The 17,543-nt window shown below is 75.6% G+C and carries 3 protein-coding genes; all 3 read right to left on the bottom strand.

What is annotated here, in order from left to right; translation table 11 throughout:
• Window positions 1-40 precede the first annotated feature (40 nt).
• Window positions 41-1,177 carry an alpha/beta hydrolase gene (locus tag IE275_RS14970; protein ID WP_189711754.1) on the bottom strand — a complete coding sequence of 379 codons (1,137 nt, stop codon included), beginning with the start codon at window positions 1,175-1,177 and terminating at the stop codon, window positions 41-43.
• The gene (locus tag IE275_RS14975; protein ID WP_268255265.1) at window positions 1,174-3,720 is read right to left on the bottom strand and encodes a thioester reductase domain-containing protein; all 2,547 of its coding nucleotides are present in this window, start codon (window positions 3,718-3,720) and stop codon (window positions 1,174-1,176) included. Before IE275_RS14975 ends, IE275_RS14970 begins: the two co-directional genes overlap by 4 nt.
• 79 nt (window positions 3,721-3,799) lie before the next feature.
• Entirely contained in the window at window positions 3,800-17,488 is a 13,689-nt protein-coding gene (locus tag IE275_RS14980; RefSeq protein ID WP_189711756.1) for a type I polyketide synthase, read from the bottom strand.
• Window positions 17,489-17,543: the final 55 nt, after the last annotated feature.

Genomic DNA, 17,543 nt, shown 5'->3' on the forward strand with positions numbered 1-17,543 from the left:
GGTTACTGACGCGTACGGTAACCGGCGATCGGGGTCGCCGTCACCGTCGTTCGCCGAGGAATTCGAGGATGTGTCCGAAGACGTCGAGGGCGGCGCCCCGGCCGAGGAACGTGTCGAGGTGGCCGTAGCCCGGGATCTCGGTGTAGCGCACGTCGAGCTGGGGCTGCCGGTGGGCGAGGATGTCGTGGCAGAGCCGTTGCGAGTCGCCCCACAGACCGTTCTCGCTGCCGGAGAGCAGCAGCACCGGGGTGTCGATGCGGCCGGCCGCGTCCAGGGCGTTGGGCGGCAGGGCACGGTAGCGCTGGTCGGTGTCGTGCCAGCGGACCACCGTGCGGGCCAGCTCGATGCGGCGCAGATGGGGCAGGATCCACAGCGGGGCGGGGCCGAGCAGTTCGGCGAGCCGGTCGTGGGTGGCCTCGGCGAGGTTCTCGTGCACGAAGAGCGAGGCGCCCGTGCCCCAGGCGGAGTTGTGCAGGATCTGGCAGGTCGGGTCCGGGCAGCTCGCGTTGCGGGAGGCGAGCGCGAACAGCGCGGTGTACCGGGAACGGAGCCCGACCTTGCGGAAGTCGACGGGGATGTGGTCGACGCGGCTCCTGAGCAGCTCCCCCGCGAGGGACATGCGCAGGGAGGTGCGGCCGGCCAGCTTCGGGGTGAGGAAGACACCCTGGGACACCACCCCGGCCAGCCCGGGCACGAGTCCGGCCGTCAGGGACAGGGACAGCGCGAGGGCGCCGACGCAGTGCGCGACGACCGACAGCGGCCGGTCGCCGATCCGCTCACGGATACGGGACACGGCGGCCGGTATGTCGTACAGCGCCACGTCGTCGTACGTGTACCGCTGCCCGGTCTCGTTGTAGGGCAGCCGGCGGCTGCCGCGCCAGTCGAGGAGCCAGGGCTCGTAGCCGTCGTCGAGGAGGGAGTCGACGAGGTTGCGGGCCTCGGGGAGCAGGAACATGTCGGCGGACGCGGTGTGGCCGTGCAGCAGGAGCACCGCGGGCCGGCCGCTGTCGCCGGGGTCGACGCGGGTGAGGCCGAGCCGGACGCCGTCGGGCGCCTGGAAGGGGATCTCCTCGACCCGGGCCGGGTCGAGACGGTGCCGCAGCGGGCGCAGGGCCGGTGCGGTCCTGACCCTGCGCAGGGGCCGACGGGCGGTCACGGGGGTGGTCCTGAAGATCATCGGTGGTGCTCCGTGGGGTTCGGGGTGCGGCGCAGGTCGAGCAGGTCCGCGCCGGCCCGGGCGAACGGGCCGAGCAGTCCGCGGCCCATCTCGAGGCCGAACCAGGCGAGCCAGGTCAGCTTCGCCGCGCGCTTCTCCTGACCGGTCAGGTGCGGGGCGACCTGGATGCCGTCGACCTGGTCGCGGACGTAGGAGTCGGCGGGCACGACGACCTCGCCGGCCAGCGTGGCCGGTCCGCCCTCGCGGCCGAGTTCGACCGTGAGGGTGCGGGTCTGGCGCCACAGGTCACGGCGGGCGCGGGCGTACTTGTGGCCCTCCAGCCACCAGAGTTCACCGTCCTGCGCCCTCAACCGGAGCCGGTAGCGCAGAAGCTGGTGCTTCGTGCCGTGCCGGTGCGGGATGCCCTCGTCCGGGCGGACCCAGACGTCACCGCGTACGACGGTGAGGGGTTCGGGGTGGGCGGCCGGGCAGTCGACCCTGCCGGTGACGTCCAGCCGCCGTTCCCGTACCAGCTGGTACATGCTCGCGAGGGAGAGCGTGAGGGACATCGAGCACGGGGCCCCGTCGGTGCGGCCGCCGTCGAGGGGACGCACCGTGCCCTCGGTGGTCTCGGTGAACCACAGGTAGGGCTGGTCGTCCTTGTCCGGCAGCCGGGCGAGGCCGTCGTCGGCGAGCCGCTCGAAGGTCCTGAGCTGGGCCTGCGCGTCGTAGCGGGCGGCGGGCGGCAGGCCGAGGGCCTCGACGAGGGCCGCCGTGCGCTCGCCCTCGGCGGCGGGTCCGGTCAGGGTGGCCTCGCACAGCTTCAGCGCGGTGGGGCTGGTCAGCACCCGCGTGAGGAAGGCGAGTTCGGGGACCGGGTCGGCCTCCAGCCGGGCCAGGGTGTCGGCCCGCCATTCGTCCCAGTCGTGGACGCGGACGTGCATCCCGCCGAGCGCCATGTCCCGCACGACGTCGTCGAGGGTCTGCGGGACGCCGGTGAGGTTGTAGTCGAAGCCCCAGGCGTCGGGTTCGCAGACGACGGCCCCGGCGACCCGGCTGACCCAGTCGACGGGGGCCACGTTGAGGTGGCGGAACGCCGGTACGGTGCGGAAGCGCCCGAAGGCCGAGATCAGACCGCTGCTGAGGTCCAGGGCGTTGTGCGCGCCGGTCTTCGTATGGCCGCCGATGCCGCCGGGGCGCAGCGCGGAGACGACGAGACCGTGGTCGCGGGCGCGGCGCAGCGCCGCCTCGGCGGCCCACTTGGACTGGTCGTAGCCCGCGACGAGCCGGTCCACATGGGCGAGGTGGTCGTCCTCGCCCAGGGAGGTGATGCCGACCTCGTTGAAGACGGCGATCGAGGAGATGTGGTGCAGCGGCTTGGGGCGGCCGGTGGCGGCCAGCTCGGCGAGCGTGAGCGCGCCGAGGACGTTGCTGCGGCGCAGGGACCGGTAGCCGCGCAGGAAGTCCACGGCCGCCGCGACGCCGACCACGCTGTCCAGTTCCTGGGCGAGGGTGTGCCACAGCTCGTCGGACAGGCCGAGGCGGGGCTCGCGGATGTCGCCGGGGAGCACGGTCACCCGGCGGCGGATCTCCGCGTTCCACGGCAGCCGGTTGCGGCGCAGGCTCTCGCCGAGCCGGGCGGTCGCCGTCTCCACGTCGGCCGCGCGGACCAGGCAGTGGACATGGGCGTCACTGTGCCGGAGCAGGTCGAGGAGCATGTGCCCGCCCAGGAAGCCGGTCGCTCCGGTGAGCAGGATCCGGCGCGGCGGCACGGGCTCGGGCGGCCGGACGAAGGGCAGCCGGTCGGCGAGCGCGAGGTCGGCCAGGATCTGGTCGAGATCCTCCCGGCGGGCGGTGGCGACGGTGGCAGCGGTCGCGACGGCAGCGGTGGCGGTGAGCGGGGGCAGGTCGGCGGTGGTGGGGGTGCCGGGGGCGGTCTCGGCTCGGGTGACGGGGGCAGTCTCGGCGCGGGTGCCAAGGGCACTCTCGGCGCGGGTGCCGGGGGCAGTCTCAGCGCGGGTGCCGGGGTCACTCTCGGCGCGGGTGCCAGGGGCACTCTCGGCGCGGGTGCCGGCGGAGGTACCGTCGCCGCTTCTGGGGGCCGGGAGCACCGCCGGGGCCGCCGGGGGTGCGGGCAGGGCGAGGCTCGCCGCGGCGCCGGCCGTCTCCAGCCAGCGCCGGGCCAGGCCGACCGGGCGGGCGTCGGCGAAGACGTCGTCGAGCTCCAGCTCCACGCCCAGGTCGCGCTCCAGCTCCGCCGCCAGCTCCACGGCGTGCACGGAACTGCCGCCGGCGTCGAAGAAGTCGGCGTCCGGGGCGAGATGCCCCGCGGGCAGATACCGTCCGGCCGCCTTCGCGATGGCGGCGGCCAGGCCCTCCACGTCCGGGACGGAGGAATCGGCCGCGCCGCCGGGGGCGCCGGGTTCCACCGCCGCCTCGCGTGCGTCCTGGGCGACCAGGGCCAGCAGCTCCGTCACGCTCAGGCCGCCGCCGTCTCCCCCGCCCCGCTCGATCGACTCGGCGACGGCCCGCTGCCCGGCATGCGCCGTCGCGTCCTCGTTCATGTCACGCATCAGAGCCCTTCACGTTGTGCATGGTCCTGCCTTCGCCTCTTCGCCGCCGCGGCGACCCCGTCGCCCGGCGTCACCGCCGCTCCCACGACCGGAACGCCCGCAGGTGGTCCGGTGTGGCCACGGTCTCCAACAGCTCGTCGTCCTCGTCGCCCCCGCCGAGCGCGGCCACGATCCGCCGGGCCGGCGCGTTGCGCGGGGTGCGTTCCGCCGTCAACCGGATCTTCGTGCAGCCGAGTTCGTCGGCGCGGTCGGCCAGCCGGGCCAGCAGGCGTTCCTCGACGCCCCGGCCGAGGGCACGGCAGCTCATCAGCCATGCCAGGACGTCGAGTTGGTCGCCCTCGGCGCGGACCGCGAGCAGACCGATCTGGCCGTAGTCGCCGAAGCGGTCGCGTGCCGCGGCCGTCCACACCTCGCCCCGCTGCCGCCACCGGTCCAGGTCGCCTCCGTCGGCGGAACGGGCGCGGAGGGTGAACTGGTTCGTCCGGCGGACGAGTTGCTCGGCCCGCGGGACGTCGTCGTCGCCCAGCCGGCGGATGTCGACCTCCAGGTCCAGCTGGGCGAGGAACTCCTCGAACCCGGCCTGCTCCCGGACGGCGTCCCGCTCCCGTTCCTGGTCGTAGAAGCGCGCCCGCAGCGTGTCCTCCGCCGTGGCGGCCACCGGGACCAGCGGCCACAACCGGTGGAGGAACTCCTCCAGTTCGGGCTCCGCCGGGCAGGTCACCGCCAGCACCTCGGGCAGGACCGACCGCATCCGGCCGATCTCGGCCGGGTTGTCGTCCAGGAAGAGGAAGCTGTCCAGGCCGAGGCCGAGCGTGCGGGCCGCCTCCGTCAGCCGGTCGGGCTTCGGGCCCCACGCGGCGGACAGGACGCTGAAGTGCGCGGCCTTCAGCAGGCTGTCGGGACGGTCCAGGACGGCCCGTACGGTCTCCTCGTCGTTGTTGCTGACGAGCGCCAGGAGCGCCCCGGCCTCGCGCCACCGCAGCAGCCGGCGCGCGAGCAGCGTCCGGGGCCCGGACAGGTCCACGCCGTCGGGGCCGATCTCTCCGGCCACTCCGCCCCACAGGGTCTCGTCGCCGTCGACGGCGATCACCTTGGGCGCGGGCCGCAGCACGGTGCGTACGGCTTCGGCGAGGCAGAGGGCCACCGCCGCCTGGAAGGGCGGGGTGAAGGGGAGGTGGGCGAGCCGTTCGGTGCGCTCGTCGAAGGGGTCCGCGACGGTGTGGTGGCGGGTCCAGTCGTCGGCGTGCAGTACGGCGATCCCCGGCCGGTCGGTGAGTGCGGCGGCGACCTCGCGTTCCCAGCGGGCGAGGCGTTCGTCCTCGCGGGGCGACGGCAGGAAGCCGACGATCAGCGGCTTGCGGGTGCGCTCGGCCACGGCGTGCAGCGCGGCCGGGTACTCCGCGCGCAGTTCGGTGAGGAGCGTGTCGTCCACCGGACCGAACCGTTCCAGGTCCCCGGCCCGCAGCAGCACCACGCCGACCGCCGTGGCGGGGTCGGCGAAGACCCCGGCCGGGTCGCGCAGCGCGGCGAGCACCTGGTGGTACGGCGCCTCGGCGACCGTCGGGGCGCCGTCCCCGAGCGCCGTCGCGCACATCAGGGGGAGGTTGCCGAGAGCGAAGGTGGCGGCGAGGGCGAGGGCACCCGGGGCACGCGTGTCCTGCCCCGGCTGTCCGGGACCGGCCGCGTCCCGCACCGGCCGCACGGGACCGGTCTCGCGCCGCACCGGCCGTACCGGATCCGCCGTGTCCCGCGCCGACCCCTCGGACGTGGCCGCGTCCTCCACCGGCCGTACGACGACGCTCGCGTCCTGCGCCGCCTCCGCCAGCAGCCGCAGGAACTCCTCCCCCAGTCCGGTCGTGTCCGCCGTGTCGAGGATGTCGAGGTTGTGGTCGAGCCGTATCCGGGCCGCGTCCGGGGTCATCGTGATCATCAGGTCGAGGTCGGAGTGGCCGGTACCCGCGGGCAGTACCTCCAGCCGGTCGAGGCGGCCGCCGTGGCGGACGTAGTTGAAGTACACCTCCACCAGAGGCGCGTCGCCCCGGTGCAGGTCCTGCCGGGCCAGTGTGGCGAGGACGTCCGAGAACATGGCGCCCTTGGCCAGGATCCGGCGCAGTCGCAGGTCGGTACGGCGCAGCACCTCCTCGACCGGCTCGCCCGCCCGCGCCTCGGCGGGGAACGGCACGGGCACACCGTAGAAGCCCACGGCGTCGAAGGCGTCGGCGTGGATCCGGGTGTCGACCGGTACGGCGAGCACGAACCGTTCCCTCGCGCGCCGCCGCGCCAGCAGCACGGTGAGGGCGCCGAGGCAGAAGGCGGCCGGGGTGACGGCGAGCCTGCCCGCGGCCGAGGCGACCCGCTCCATGAGGCCGTCGGGGATGTGCACCGTGACACTGCCGGACCGGTAGGAGCGCTCGGCGGGGCGCGGCCGGGAGAGGGTGAGGTCGAGCCGCTCGCTGCCCTCGAAGGCCTGGTGCCAGGCCTCGTCGGCGGTGCCCTCGCCGGACTGCTGGGCCTCGATGAGCAGATGGAGGTCGCGGTTGGTGGTCTCGGTGCCGAGCGTGGTGCCGGAGAGTTCGGTGTCGATCTCGGCGGCCACCAGGAGGAGCGACTGGAGGTCGCTCACGACGTGATGGGCGCCGAAGAGCAGGAGCTGGCCGTCCGGGCCGCCGTCCAGCAGTTCGAACCGCCACAGCGGGGCGGCGCTCAGGTCGAAGGGCGTCTCCAGCAGGGCGCGGAGCCGTTCGCCGGCGTCCGGAGTTGCGTCGACCGGCGTCCACCGCAGGGGCGGTTCGGGCAGTTCCCGCGTCACGCACAGCTGTCGGCCGCGGTCGGCGTCGGACACCACGGACGTCCGCAGCGCGGCGTGCCGTGCGGCGAGGCGGGTGACGACGCCGAGGAGCGCCGGGTGCGTGGTCGGTGCGGTGAGCCGGAGGGCGAGTCCGACGGCGTGGGCCGCCTGGGGCATGTCCGGGCGGGCGCTGCGCAGCAGCCGGACGACGTCGCGGGTGACCGGCAGCAGTTCCGTCTCCGGCACTTCCCGCGCCGGGCTGTCGGCGGCCGGTTCGGCGACGGGGCGTTCGGGCAGGGCGCCGGCGAGGGTCTTCGCCAGGTCCCGGATGTCGGCGGCGGCGAACATCTCGGCGGTGGGCAGTTCGACGCCCAGTTCGCGGGCGAAGGCGTTGCGCAGCCGTACCAGCATCAGGGAGTCCAGGCCGAGTTCCTTCAGCGCGGTGCCGGCGGATACGTCGACGATGCCGCCGGAGACCTCGCCGACGCGGGCGCGGACGTACTCCTCCAGCCAGCTGACGCGGTCCTCGGCGGTGGCGGCGGCGAACACCTTCTTCACCAGGGCGTCGGTGTCACCCGTGCCGGTGGGGACGGTGACGAGGTCGGCGAGGAGGGGGCGGGAGCGGACCGCGTCAGGGGCGAGGGCGAGCAGCTCCCGGTCCAGGGCGAGGGGCGCGAGCTGACGGCGGGAGGTGTCGAGCAGGCGGTCGAACAGCTCGCCGCCCTCCTCCGGGGTGAACGCGACCAGTCCGGAACGCCCGGTCTCGGCGGCCCGGGTGCCGGACTCGGCGACCATGCCGACGCCGGACCACGCGCCCCAGTCGAGGCTGAGCGCCCGGCGTCCGGTGTGGACGAGGTGGTGGGCCCAGGCGTCGAGGAAGGCGTTGGCCGCCGAGTAGGGGCTCTGTCCGGCGGAGCCGAGCAGTCCGGCCGCCGACGCGAACAGCACCAGGTTCTCCGCCTCGGGGGCGAGTTCGGTGAGCAGGGCGGTGCCCAGCACCTTGGGGGCGAGGACCCGCAGGACCCGCTCGTCGGTCAGGTTCGCCGCGGTGGCGTCGTCGAGGACACCGGCCGCGTGGACGATCCCGGCGATGGGCCCGCCGACTCGTCGTACGGCGTCCAGGGCGGCCGCGAGTCCGGCGCGGTCGGCGACGTCGGCGCGGGCGAGGTGCACGGTGACCCCGCGCCGCTCCAGGTCCCGGATCCAGTGCTCGGCGTCGGGCGTGGGCGTGCCCCGGCTCATCAGGGCGAGCTGTCGGACCCCGCGCCGGACCAGCCGCTCGGCGGCGACCCGGCCGAGACCGCCCAGACCACCGGTGACGAGGTGCACGCCGTCCGGGGTGCCGCCGGGGCGGCCGTCGGGGCGGGTGCGGGCCAGGCGCGGGACCAGCCGGCCCGGCTCGCGCAGGGCGACGAGCCGTTCGTCGTCGGCGTGGTGCAGCTGGGTCCACAGGGCGTCCGCGCCGCCCACGGGCGGCAGGTCGACGAGGGTGACCGCCAGTTCCGGGTACTCCTGCGCGAGGGCGAGACCGAAGCCCCAGGCGAGCGCCTGCTGCGGGTGGACGACCTGTTCGCTGTCGCCGGCGGCCTGGGTGCCCCGGACGACGGTGAACAGTCGCGGGGCGGGCCCGCGCGGCCGGTCGGTGAGCGCCCGCACCAGGTGGAGGGTGGCCAGGCAGCCCAGCCGGGCCGCCTCCTCGGCCGTGCGGGAGTCCACGACGGGCGGCGCGTCCAGTGCGCCGAGCTGCACGATCCGCGCGGGCAGGCGGTCGGCACAGGCCTCGTCGAGCAGCCGGGTCAGGTGCCCGGGGTCGGCGGGGTCGAGGACGTACCGGCCGGGGCCCTCGACGGCGAAGTCCGTCCCCGGTCGGGCGACGACGTACGGCACGGTCGTCGCGTCGAGGCGCGCGAGGAGTGTCTCGGCGATGCCGGTTTCGTCGGCGAGGATCAGCCATGCGCCGTCGGCCGGGGGTTCCTGGGCGGCCGGGCGGGGCTGCCAGCGGGTCTCGAAGAGGGCGCTGTCGAGCGGGGAGAGCGCGGCGAGCCGGAATTCCTCGATCTCCAGGAGGAGGTGTTCGTCCTTGTCCCACAGACGCAGGTCGACGAGGGCCGTGTCCCCCGCGACGGACCGCAGTTCGCAGCTCACCCAGGCGGGCGTGGACCGCCGGGTGGTGAGGCGGACGCGGCCGAAGCCGGCGGGCACGAACGCCCGTCCCGTGGGCGCGTCGCCGGGCAGGGCGGCCGTGTGGAACGCGGTGTCGAGGACGGCGGGATGGATCAGATGCCCGGCCGGGGGCCGCTCCGCGAGCCGGCCGAACGCGGCGGTGTCCGTGCGGTGAGCCGCCTCCAGGTTGCGGTAGGCGGGGCCGTAGTCGATGCCCAGCGCACTGAACTCCGTGTACAGGGTGGCCAGTTCGACGGGCTCCGCGCAGCGGTCGCGCACGTCGTCCGGGCGGGCGTCGGGGGCGGGGCCGCCGGTCACGACCGAGCCGGTGACATGGCGTTCCCAGCGCTGCCCGTCGGCGTCCGCCGAGGAGATGGCGAAGGCCCGTGAACCGCTGTCGTCCGCGGGGCGCAGCACGAGCTGGAGGCGTACCGGCCGCTCCTCGGTCAGCCGCAGCGGCTGGAGGAACGCCACGTCCGCGAGCCGTACCTCGCCGCCGTCGGCGGCCAGGCCGCCCGCTTCCAGGGCCATGCCGAGGAAGGCGGCGCCGGGCAGCCAGATCTCGCCGGTGACCCGGTGGTCGGCGAGGTGGGCGAAACGGCTGTCGCGCAGGTCGAGTTCGCTCTGGAAGAGGTGGCGGCCGGGTTCGTCGCTGGCCTCGACATGGGTGCCGAGGAGCGGGGAGGCGCCGGGCGCGCCGGCCGGGGAGGGCGCGAGCCAGTGGCGTTCGCGGGCGAAGGCGTACGTGGGCAGGTCGACCCGGCGGCCGTGCGGGAACAGGGCCGTCCAGTCCGGCTGGTGCCCGGCGGTGTACAGCTCGCCGAGCCGGCGCAGCAGGACGCCGGGGCCGTCCTGGCCGCGGCGGAGCGAGCCGACGGCGACCGCGTCGACACCGGCCTCGGCGGCCACGGCCTCCACGGCGGCGGTGAGCGACGGGTGCGGGCTGAGTTCGACGAAGTAGCGGTAGCCGTCGTCGAGCATCCGGCGGACGGTGTCGGCGAAGCGGACGGGCCGGTGCAGGTTGGCGAACCAGTAGGCGCCGTCGAGGCGGTCCCCGTCGATCGGCTCGGCGCGCACGGCCGAGTACAGCGGGGTGGCCGTCCGGGTGCCGCGGACGCCGGCGAAGCGGTCGAGCAGGGCGTCGCGCAGGGGTTCCATGCGCGGGCTGTGGGAGGCGAACGGTGTCGACAGGGGCCGTACGCCGACCCCGCGTTCCGTCAGCTGGGCACGCAGTTCCGCGAGCGCGTCGGTGTCACCCGAGACGGCGGTCGCACGGGCGCTGTTGACGGCGCCGACGAACAGCCGTCCCGCGTACGGCGCGAGCAGTTCCTCGACCTCCGCGCACGGCAGCTCGACGGCGATCATGCCGCCGTGTCCGACCAGCGGGGCGACCGCCTGGGCCCGCCCGGTCACCACGGTCACGGCCTCGTCGAGGTCGAGTGCCCCCGCGCTGTAGGCGGCGGCTATCTCGCCCAGGCTGTGCCCGACGACGGCGTCCGGGGTGACGCCGAGGGCGCGCCAGGCGGCGGCGAGGGAGGCGTTCAGGGCGAAGAGGACGGGCTGGAGGTACTCGGTGCGCTCCAGCGGGGAGAACTCCTCGGGTGCGCGCAGTGCGTTGAGCACGGACCAGCCGGCGTGCCGTTCGACGGCCTCGTCGATCCGGGTGAGCTCCTCGCGGAAGGCCGGCGAGGCGGCCGCCGACTCCACTCCCATGCCGGGCCACTGGCCGCCGTGCCCGGAGAAGACGAAGGCGGTCTTCCCCTCGCGGTCCTCCCGGTGCGCGGCCAGGGGTGCCCGGCCGGACGCCAGCGCGTCGAGGACGGTGCGCAGTTCGTCCCGGTCGCCGGCCACGACCGCCGCGCGCCGCTCGAAGTGGCTGCGGTGCCGGGCCAGGGTGTGGGCGAGGTCGGGCAGGGCGGTGTCCTCGGCCAGGTGGGCGGCGAGCCGCGCGGCCTGTCCGCGAAGGGCGGTCTCGCTCCGCCCGGAGAGCACGAACAGCCGCTTGCCGTCCGCCGGTTCGGCCGCGCCGGCCGGCTCGGGGGCGGCGGGTGCCTCCTCGACGATCACATGCGCGTTGGTCCCGCTGATCCCGAAGGCGCTGACCCCGGCCCGCCGGACCCGCTCCTGGGTCACCGGCCACGGACGGGCCTCGTTCAGGAGCCGCAGTCCGCTGTCGTCCCAGTCGACGTGCCGGCTGGGTGTGCCGGCGTGCAGGGTGGCCGGGAGCGTCCGGTGGCGCAGCGCCTGCACCACCTTGATCAGCCCGGCGACGCCCGAAGCGGCCTGGGTGTGGCCGAGGTTGGACTTCAGCGAGCCCAGGTACAGGGGCCGGCCGTCGGGGCGGGAGGCGCCGAAGACCTCGGACAGGGCGTGCGCCTCGATCGGGTCGCCGAGGGCGGTACCGGTGCCGTGGGCCTCCACGTAGTCGATGTCTGCGGGGGTGAGCCCGGACAGCTCCAGCGCGCGCCGGACGACCTGCTCCTGCGCGGGCCCGTTCGGCGCGGACAGCCCCTGGCTGCGGCCGTCCTGGTTGACGGCGGTGCCGCGCAGCACCGCGAGCACCTCGTCGCCGTCCCGTCGCGCGTCGCCGAGCCGCTTCAGTACGAGCATCCCGGCGCCCTCGGCCCAGATCGCGCCGTCGGCGTCGTCGGAGAAGGAGCGGCAGCGGCCGGTGGCGGAGAGTCCGCGCAGCCGGCTGAACTCGACGAAGGTCTGCGGGGTCACCATCAGCGTGACCCCGCCCGCGAGGGCGAGGTCGCATTCGCCCGATCGCAGGGCCTGGGCGGCCAGGTGGGTCGCGACCAGCGACGAGGAGCAGGCCGTGTCGACGGTGAGGGCGGGTCCGTGCAGCCCGAGGGCGTAGGCGAGCCGTCCGGAGGCCACGCTGAGGGCGGAGCCGGTGCCGACGTACCCGTCGAGCTGGTCCAGCCGCGAGCCGGACAGGTAGTCGCTGCCGAACATGCCGACGTACACGCCGGTGGTGCTGCCGGCCAGGGCCGCGGGCACGGTCCCGGAGCGTTCCAGCGCCTCCCACGCCGTCTCCAGCAGCAGCCGCTGCTGCGGGTCCATGGCGGCGGCCTCCTTCGGGGTGATGCCGAAGAAGCCGGCGTCGAAGGAGGCGAGGTCGTCGAGGAAGCCGCCCTCGCGGGCGTAGGACTTGCCGGGGGCGTCCGGGTCGGGGTCGTAGAGGGACTCGACGTCCCAGCGTCCGGCCGGGAAGGGGCCGACGGCGTCCCGGCCGTCCGCGACCAGGTGCCACAGGTCGTCGGGGCCGTGGACGCCGCCGGGCAGCCGGCAGGCAATGGCCACGACGGCGATCGGCTCGTCGGCGGGGGTGGGGGTGGCGTCGGCGGGGCGCGCGCTCACGGCCTTGCGAGGTGCCGCGCCGGCGAGCACACCGTCCACCAGATGGCGGGTGAGCCGCAGGGGTGTGGGGTGGTCGAAGAGGAGGGTGGCCGGGAGCCTGGTGCCGAGGCGGGCGCCGAGGCGGTTGCGCAGCTCGACCGCCGTCACCGAGTCCATGCCGAGGTCACGCAGTGGCTGGTCGCCGCGGACGGCCTCCGCGGAGCGCAGGCCGAGGACGCGCGCGGCCTCCTCGCGGACGAGGGCGAGGACGCGGTCGGCGCGGTCGGTCTCGGGCAGCGCGGCCAGCCGGCCGGCCAGGCCGCCGCCGTCTCCGGGCGCGGTCCGGGGCGCGGGCAGCAGGGAGCGCCACAGTGCGGCGCCCGCCACGGAGTCCCGGACGCGCGGCAGGTCGAGGACCCAGGCGACCTGGTGGGGGGTGCCGCGTCGCACGGCGAGTTCGACCAGGTCACGGCCCTGTTCGGGGGTCAGGGCGCGGTGGCCGAGCCGGGCCGCGCGGACCAGGTCGGCGTGTTCGGCGGCGAGACCCTCGCCGGCCCAGGCGCCGAAGGAGACGGACACCGCGGGCAGGCCCTGGGCACGCCGGTGGTGGGCCAGCTGGTCGAGGAAGACGTTGGCGGCCGCGTAGTTGCCCTGGCCGGCGTTGCCGACGACCCCGGCGGCCGAGGAGACGAGCAGGAACATGTCCAGGGGCAGGTGCGCGGTGAGCCGGTGCAGGTGGGCGGCGCCGTCGACCTTGGGCCGCAGGACGTGGGCGAGCCGCTCGGGGGTCAGCGCGGTGAGCACCCCGTCGTCGAGCAGGCCGGCGCAGTGCACGACACCGCGCAACGGCGCCTCGCCACCGGTGCGGGCCAGGACCGCGGCGAGGGCGGCCGGGTCCGTGACGTCGCAGGCGGCCACTTCGGCGTGGGCGCCGAGCGCGGCCAGTTCGGCGACGGTCTCGTCGGCACGGGGGTCGTCGGGTCCCTGACGGGACGTCAACAGCAGGCGGGACACGCCGCGTTCCGCGAGCAGCCGGGCGATGTGCCGGCCGACGGCGCCCAGTCCGCCCGTGATCAGGACCGTGCCGCCGTCGGGCAGGTTCCCGTTCTCCTCGGCTCGGGCCCTGACCAGCCGAGGTGCAAGCAACTCGCCTTCGCGATAAGCGAGTTCGGGTTCGTCCGGGTGTGCCAGCGCCGCGCGGAGGGCGCCGGCGGCATCGGAGCCGTCGAGGTCGAGCAGGGTCAGTCCGAGGTCCGGGTGCTCGGCGCGGGCGGTGCGGGCCAGTCCCCACAGCACGGACTGGGCGAGACCGGGCACACCGTCCCCGCCGGCGGCCGCGACGGCACCCCGGGTGACCCACACCGTGCGGGCGGGCGGATCGGCGACGAGCGCCTTCAGTTCGGCGAGGGCCGTCGCCGCCAGTTCGTGGGCGGCCGGCGCCGGTTCCCCTTCGGGCCGCGGCCAGAACCGTACGACGGTGTCGGTGCCCGAGTCGCTCACCGGGACCCCGGCCGCCGACAGTTCGCGCAGCACGTCGGGGTCACCGACGACCGTCCACTCCCGCTCCGGCGCGTCCGCCACCGGATCGACGGCCGTCCACGCCACCTCGTACAGGTGCCGGGCGTTCTCGGGCCCGCCGCTGAGATCCGCCGGGGTCACGGCACGCAGCCGTACGTCCTCCAGCCGGCCCACCGGGAGGCCGTCGGCGTCCCACAGCGTGACGTCCAGGGTGGAGTCGCCGGTGCGGCGCACCGACGCGGTCAGGTCGTTCGCGGGGGTGCCGGTCAGCGTGCAGCGTCCGACGGCCACCGGCAGCAGCACCCGGTCCTCGAAGGCGTCGGAGCCGTCGAACGCCGCGGCGACGTGCAGGGCCGCGTCGAGCAGCGCCGGGTGGACCGGGTACGGGTCGGCGACGTCCCGTGCGGCGGCCGGCAGCGACAGCCGGGCGAGCAGCCGGCCGTCACCGGCACGCGCCGCCTCCCGTACGCCGCGGAAGGCGGGGCCGTAGCCGAGGCCGACACCGCTCAGCCGCTCGTAGGTCTCCGCGGTCCAGGCGGTCGGCGCCTCGTCCGGCCAGACCGGTGGCGCACCGCCCGTTCCCGTTTCCGTCCCCTGCCCGGTGCCCGAGGCGGTGGCGTGCAGCGTCCAGCCCGTCCCCTCCGGGCCGCGCGGGCGGCTGTGCACGGTGACCTCCGGCGCGGGACCGTCGGTGGTCACCTCGACGGACACCTCGACCGTGCCGGAGGCCGGCAGGGTGAGGGGGGCGAGCAGCAGCAGGCCGGTGAGATCGGCGGGCTCGTCGGGGCGGGCCGTGGCCAGGGCGGCGCGGCAGAGTTCCAGCAGGGTCGTGCCCGAGACGACGGTCCTGCCGAACACGGAGTGGTCCGCCAGCCAGTCGGCCGTGGCCGGGGACCACTCGCCCCGGAACATCCAGCGGGACGCGTCGGCCGACCGGAGCTGGATGCCGAGCAACGGATGCGCGGAGCGCTCGAAGAGGCCGGCCCCGCCGCCGGTGGAGCCTTCGGGTTCGATCCAGTGCCGTCGCGTGTCCCAGGCGTAGGTCGGCAGGTCGACGGGTGCCGTGCCGGGGGCGAGGGGGCGCCGGTCGACGGACCGTCCGTGGACGTGGAGTTCGGCGGCCGCGCGGTCGAGGCAGGCGGGGCCGTCCGCGTCCCGGCGCAGGGAGCCGACCGCGACCAGGTCCTCGTCGATCGTGCGCAGCGCGGTCAGCAGGGAGGGGTGCGGGCCGAGTTCGACGAAGAAGCGGTAGCCGTCGGCCGCCATGCGCTCCACGGTGGGCGCGAAGCGGACGGGCTCGCGCAGATTGGTGTACCAGTAGGCGGCCGCCAGTTCCTCCGTGACGGGTGCGCCGGTGACGGTGGAGTACCAGGCGATGCGGGAGGGGTGGGTGGTGACGCCGTCGAGTTCGTCGAGTATCTCGGCGCGGACCGGTTCGACCTGGGTGCTGTGGGAGGCGTAGTCGACGTCGAGGCGGCGCGCGAAGACCCCCTCGCGGTCCCACTCGTCGAGCAGCCCCTGGAGCGGTTCGACCTCGCCGGCCAGCACCGTGGAGCGGCCGCTGTTGACGGCGGCGACGGACACCCGGCCGCCGAGACCGGCCAGCCTGGCCTCGATCTCGGTGTGGGGCAGCGCCACCACGGCCATGGTGCCGGAGCCGGACAGTGCCGTCAGGGCGCGGGAACGCAGGGCGACCACGGCGGCGGCGTCGCTGAGGCTGAGGGCTCCGGCGACACAGGCGGCGGCGACCTCGCCCTGACTGTGTCCGATCACGCCGTCCGGGCGGAGGCCGCGGGCCCGCCACACGGCGGCCAGGGACACCATCACGGCGAACAGGAGCGGCTGGACGACGTCCACGCGCTCCGGCGACGGGGCGCCGGCGTCACCGCGCAGCACGGCCGCGACGGACCACTCGGTGAACGCGCGCAACGCGGCGTCGCAGCGGTCGAGTTCGTCCGCGAACACCGGATCCGAGGCGAGCAGGTCGCGGGCCATGCCGGGCCACTGGGCGCCCTGGCCGGGGAAGACGAAGGCCACCTTGCCGGTCGGGAGGGTCCGCCGCGGTCCGACGGTGCGGTCGGGGTCGGGCCGTCCGGCGGCCAGCTCCTCGAGGGCGGCCAGCAGTTCGGTGCGTCCGGCGGCCTGGATCACGGCCCGGTGCTCGAAGTGGGTGCGGTGGCGCGCGAGGGTCGCCGCCACGGCGGGCAGGGGTGTGTCCGGCCGCTCGCGCAGGGCTTCGGCGAGCCGCTCGGCCTGTCCGCGCAGGGCGGGGAGGGTCCGGGCGGAGAGCGGGAAGAGGGCGGGGCGGGAGGGGGCGGGCACCGGCGGGTCCGCCTGCTGCGGCGACCGGGGCGCCTCCTCCAGGACCACGTGGGCGTTCGTGCCGCTGATGCCGAAGGCGCTCACGCCGGCCCGCCGTGCCCGGTCCGCGCGGCGCGGCCAGGCCTCGGCCGTGCGCTGGACCCGCAGCCCGCTCCCCTCCCAGTCGATGTGCCCGGTGAGGGTCTCCGCGTGCAGGGAGGCCGGGAGGCGCTCGTGGCCGAGGGCCAGGACGGTCTTGATCACCCCGCCGATGCCGGCGGCCGCCTGGGTGTGTCCGAGGTTCGACTTCAGGGAGCCGACGCCGAGCGGCCGCTCGGCGGGGCGGCCGGGGCCGAACACGGCGGCGAGCGCGCCGCCCTCGATCGGGTCGCCGAGGGGGGTGCCGGTGCCGTGCGCCTCGACGTGGTCGATGTCCTCGGGGCGCAGTCCGGCGGCGTCCAGGGCGGCCTTCACCACCCGTTCCTGGGCGAGGCCGTTGGGTGCGCTCAGACCCTGGCTGCGGCCGTCCTGGTTGAGGGCGGAGCCCTTGACCACGGCGAGGATCCGGTCGCCGTCCCGGCGGGCGTCGGCGAGCCGCTTGAGGAGCACCAGTCCGCATCCCTCGGCCCACACCACGCCGTCCGCGTCGGCGGAGAACGGGCTGCACCGGCCGGACGGCGACAGCCCGCGCAGCCGGCTGAACTCGACGTGCCCGCGCGGGGTCACCATCAGGGTGGCGCCGCCCGCCAGGGCGAGGTCGCACTCGCCGGCGGTGAGCGCGCGGGCCGCGAGGTGCAGGGCGACGAGCGAGGAGGAGCAGGCGGTGTCGACGGTGACCGCGGGTCCCTGGAGGCCGAGGGTGTAGGCGATGCGCCCGGAGGCCACGCTGGCGGCCTGGCCGGTCCCGGTGTGCCCGTCGAGCTGCCCGAGCGAGGCCGCGGCGAGGTAGCCGCTGTCGTACAGGCCGAGGTAGACGCCCGTGTCGCTGCCGGCCAGGGTGCCGGGGACGACACCGGCGCGTTCGAGGGTCTCCCAGGCGGTCTGGAGCAGCAGGCGCTGCTGCGGGTCCATGGCGTCGGCCTCGCGCGGGGAGATGCCGAAGAAGGGCGCGTCGAAGCGGTCGATGGGGTCGAGGAAGCCGCCGCGCAGGGTGTAGGCCTTGCCGGTGGCCTCCGGGTCGGGGTCGAGGAGTCCTCGGGTGTCCCAACGGCCCGCCGGTACCTCGGAGGTGACGTCCCGTCCGGCGTCGAGGATCCGCCACAGCGCCTCGGGGTCGTCGGCCCCGCCGGGGAAGCGGCAGGCCATGGAGATGATCGCGACGTCGTCCTCGGCCCGCGCGGCCAAAGGCGCGGCCGGGACGGCGGGCGTCTGCGCGAACAGCGCGTCGGCGATCGCGGCGATCGTGGGGTGGTTGAAGACGAGGGTGGGCTCCAGCGAGCGGCCGGTCCGTTCGGCGAGCTCGGCGGCGAGGGTCACCAGCCGGCGTGATCCCAGGCCGAGTTCGGCGATCGGGCGGTGCGGGTCCACGGCCGCGGGGTCGAGTCCGGCAGGCTCGGCGACGGCCGAGGCCAGCCAGTCGCGGACGTCCTCGGCGGTCGTCAGGAGCGGGGCGGGAGTCGAGGGGCGGGAGGCGTTCGCAGGCATCGCAGAGGTGTCCTCGTGAACGGGGGTGCGCGGCGGGTTCCCCACGCCGTGTCTC

It is taken from the genome of Streptomyces phaeofaciens (assembly GCF_014648915.1).
GTDB lineage: Bacteria > Actinomycetota > Actinomycetes > Streptomycetales > Streptomycetaceae > Streptomyces > Streptomyces phaeofaciens.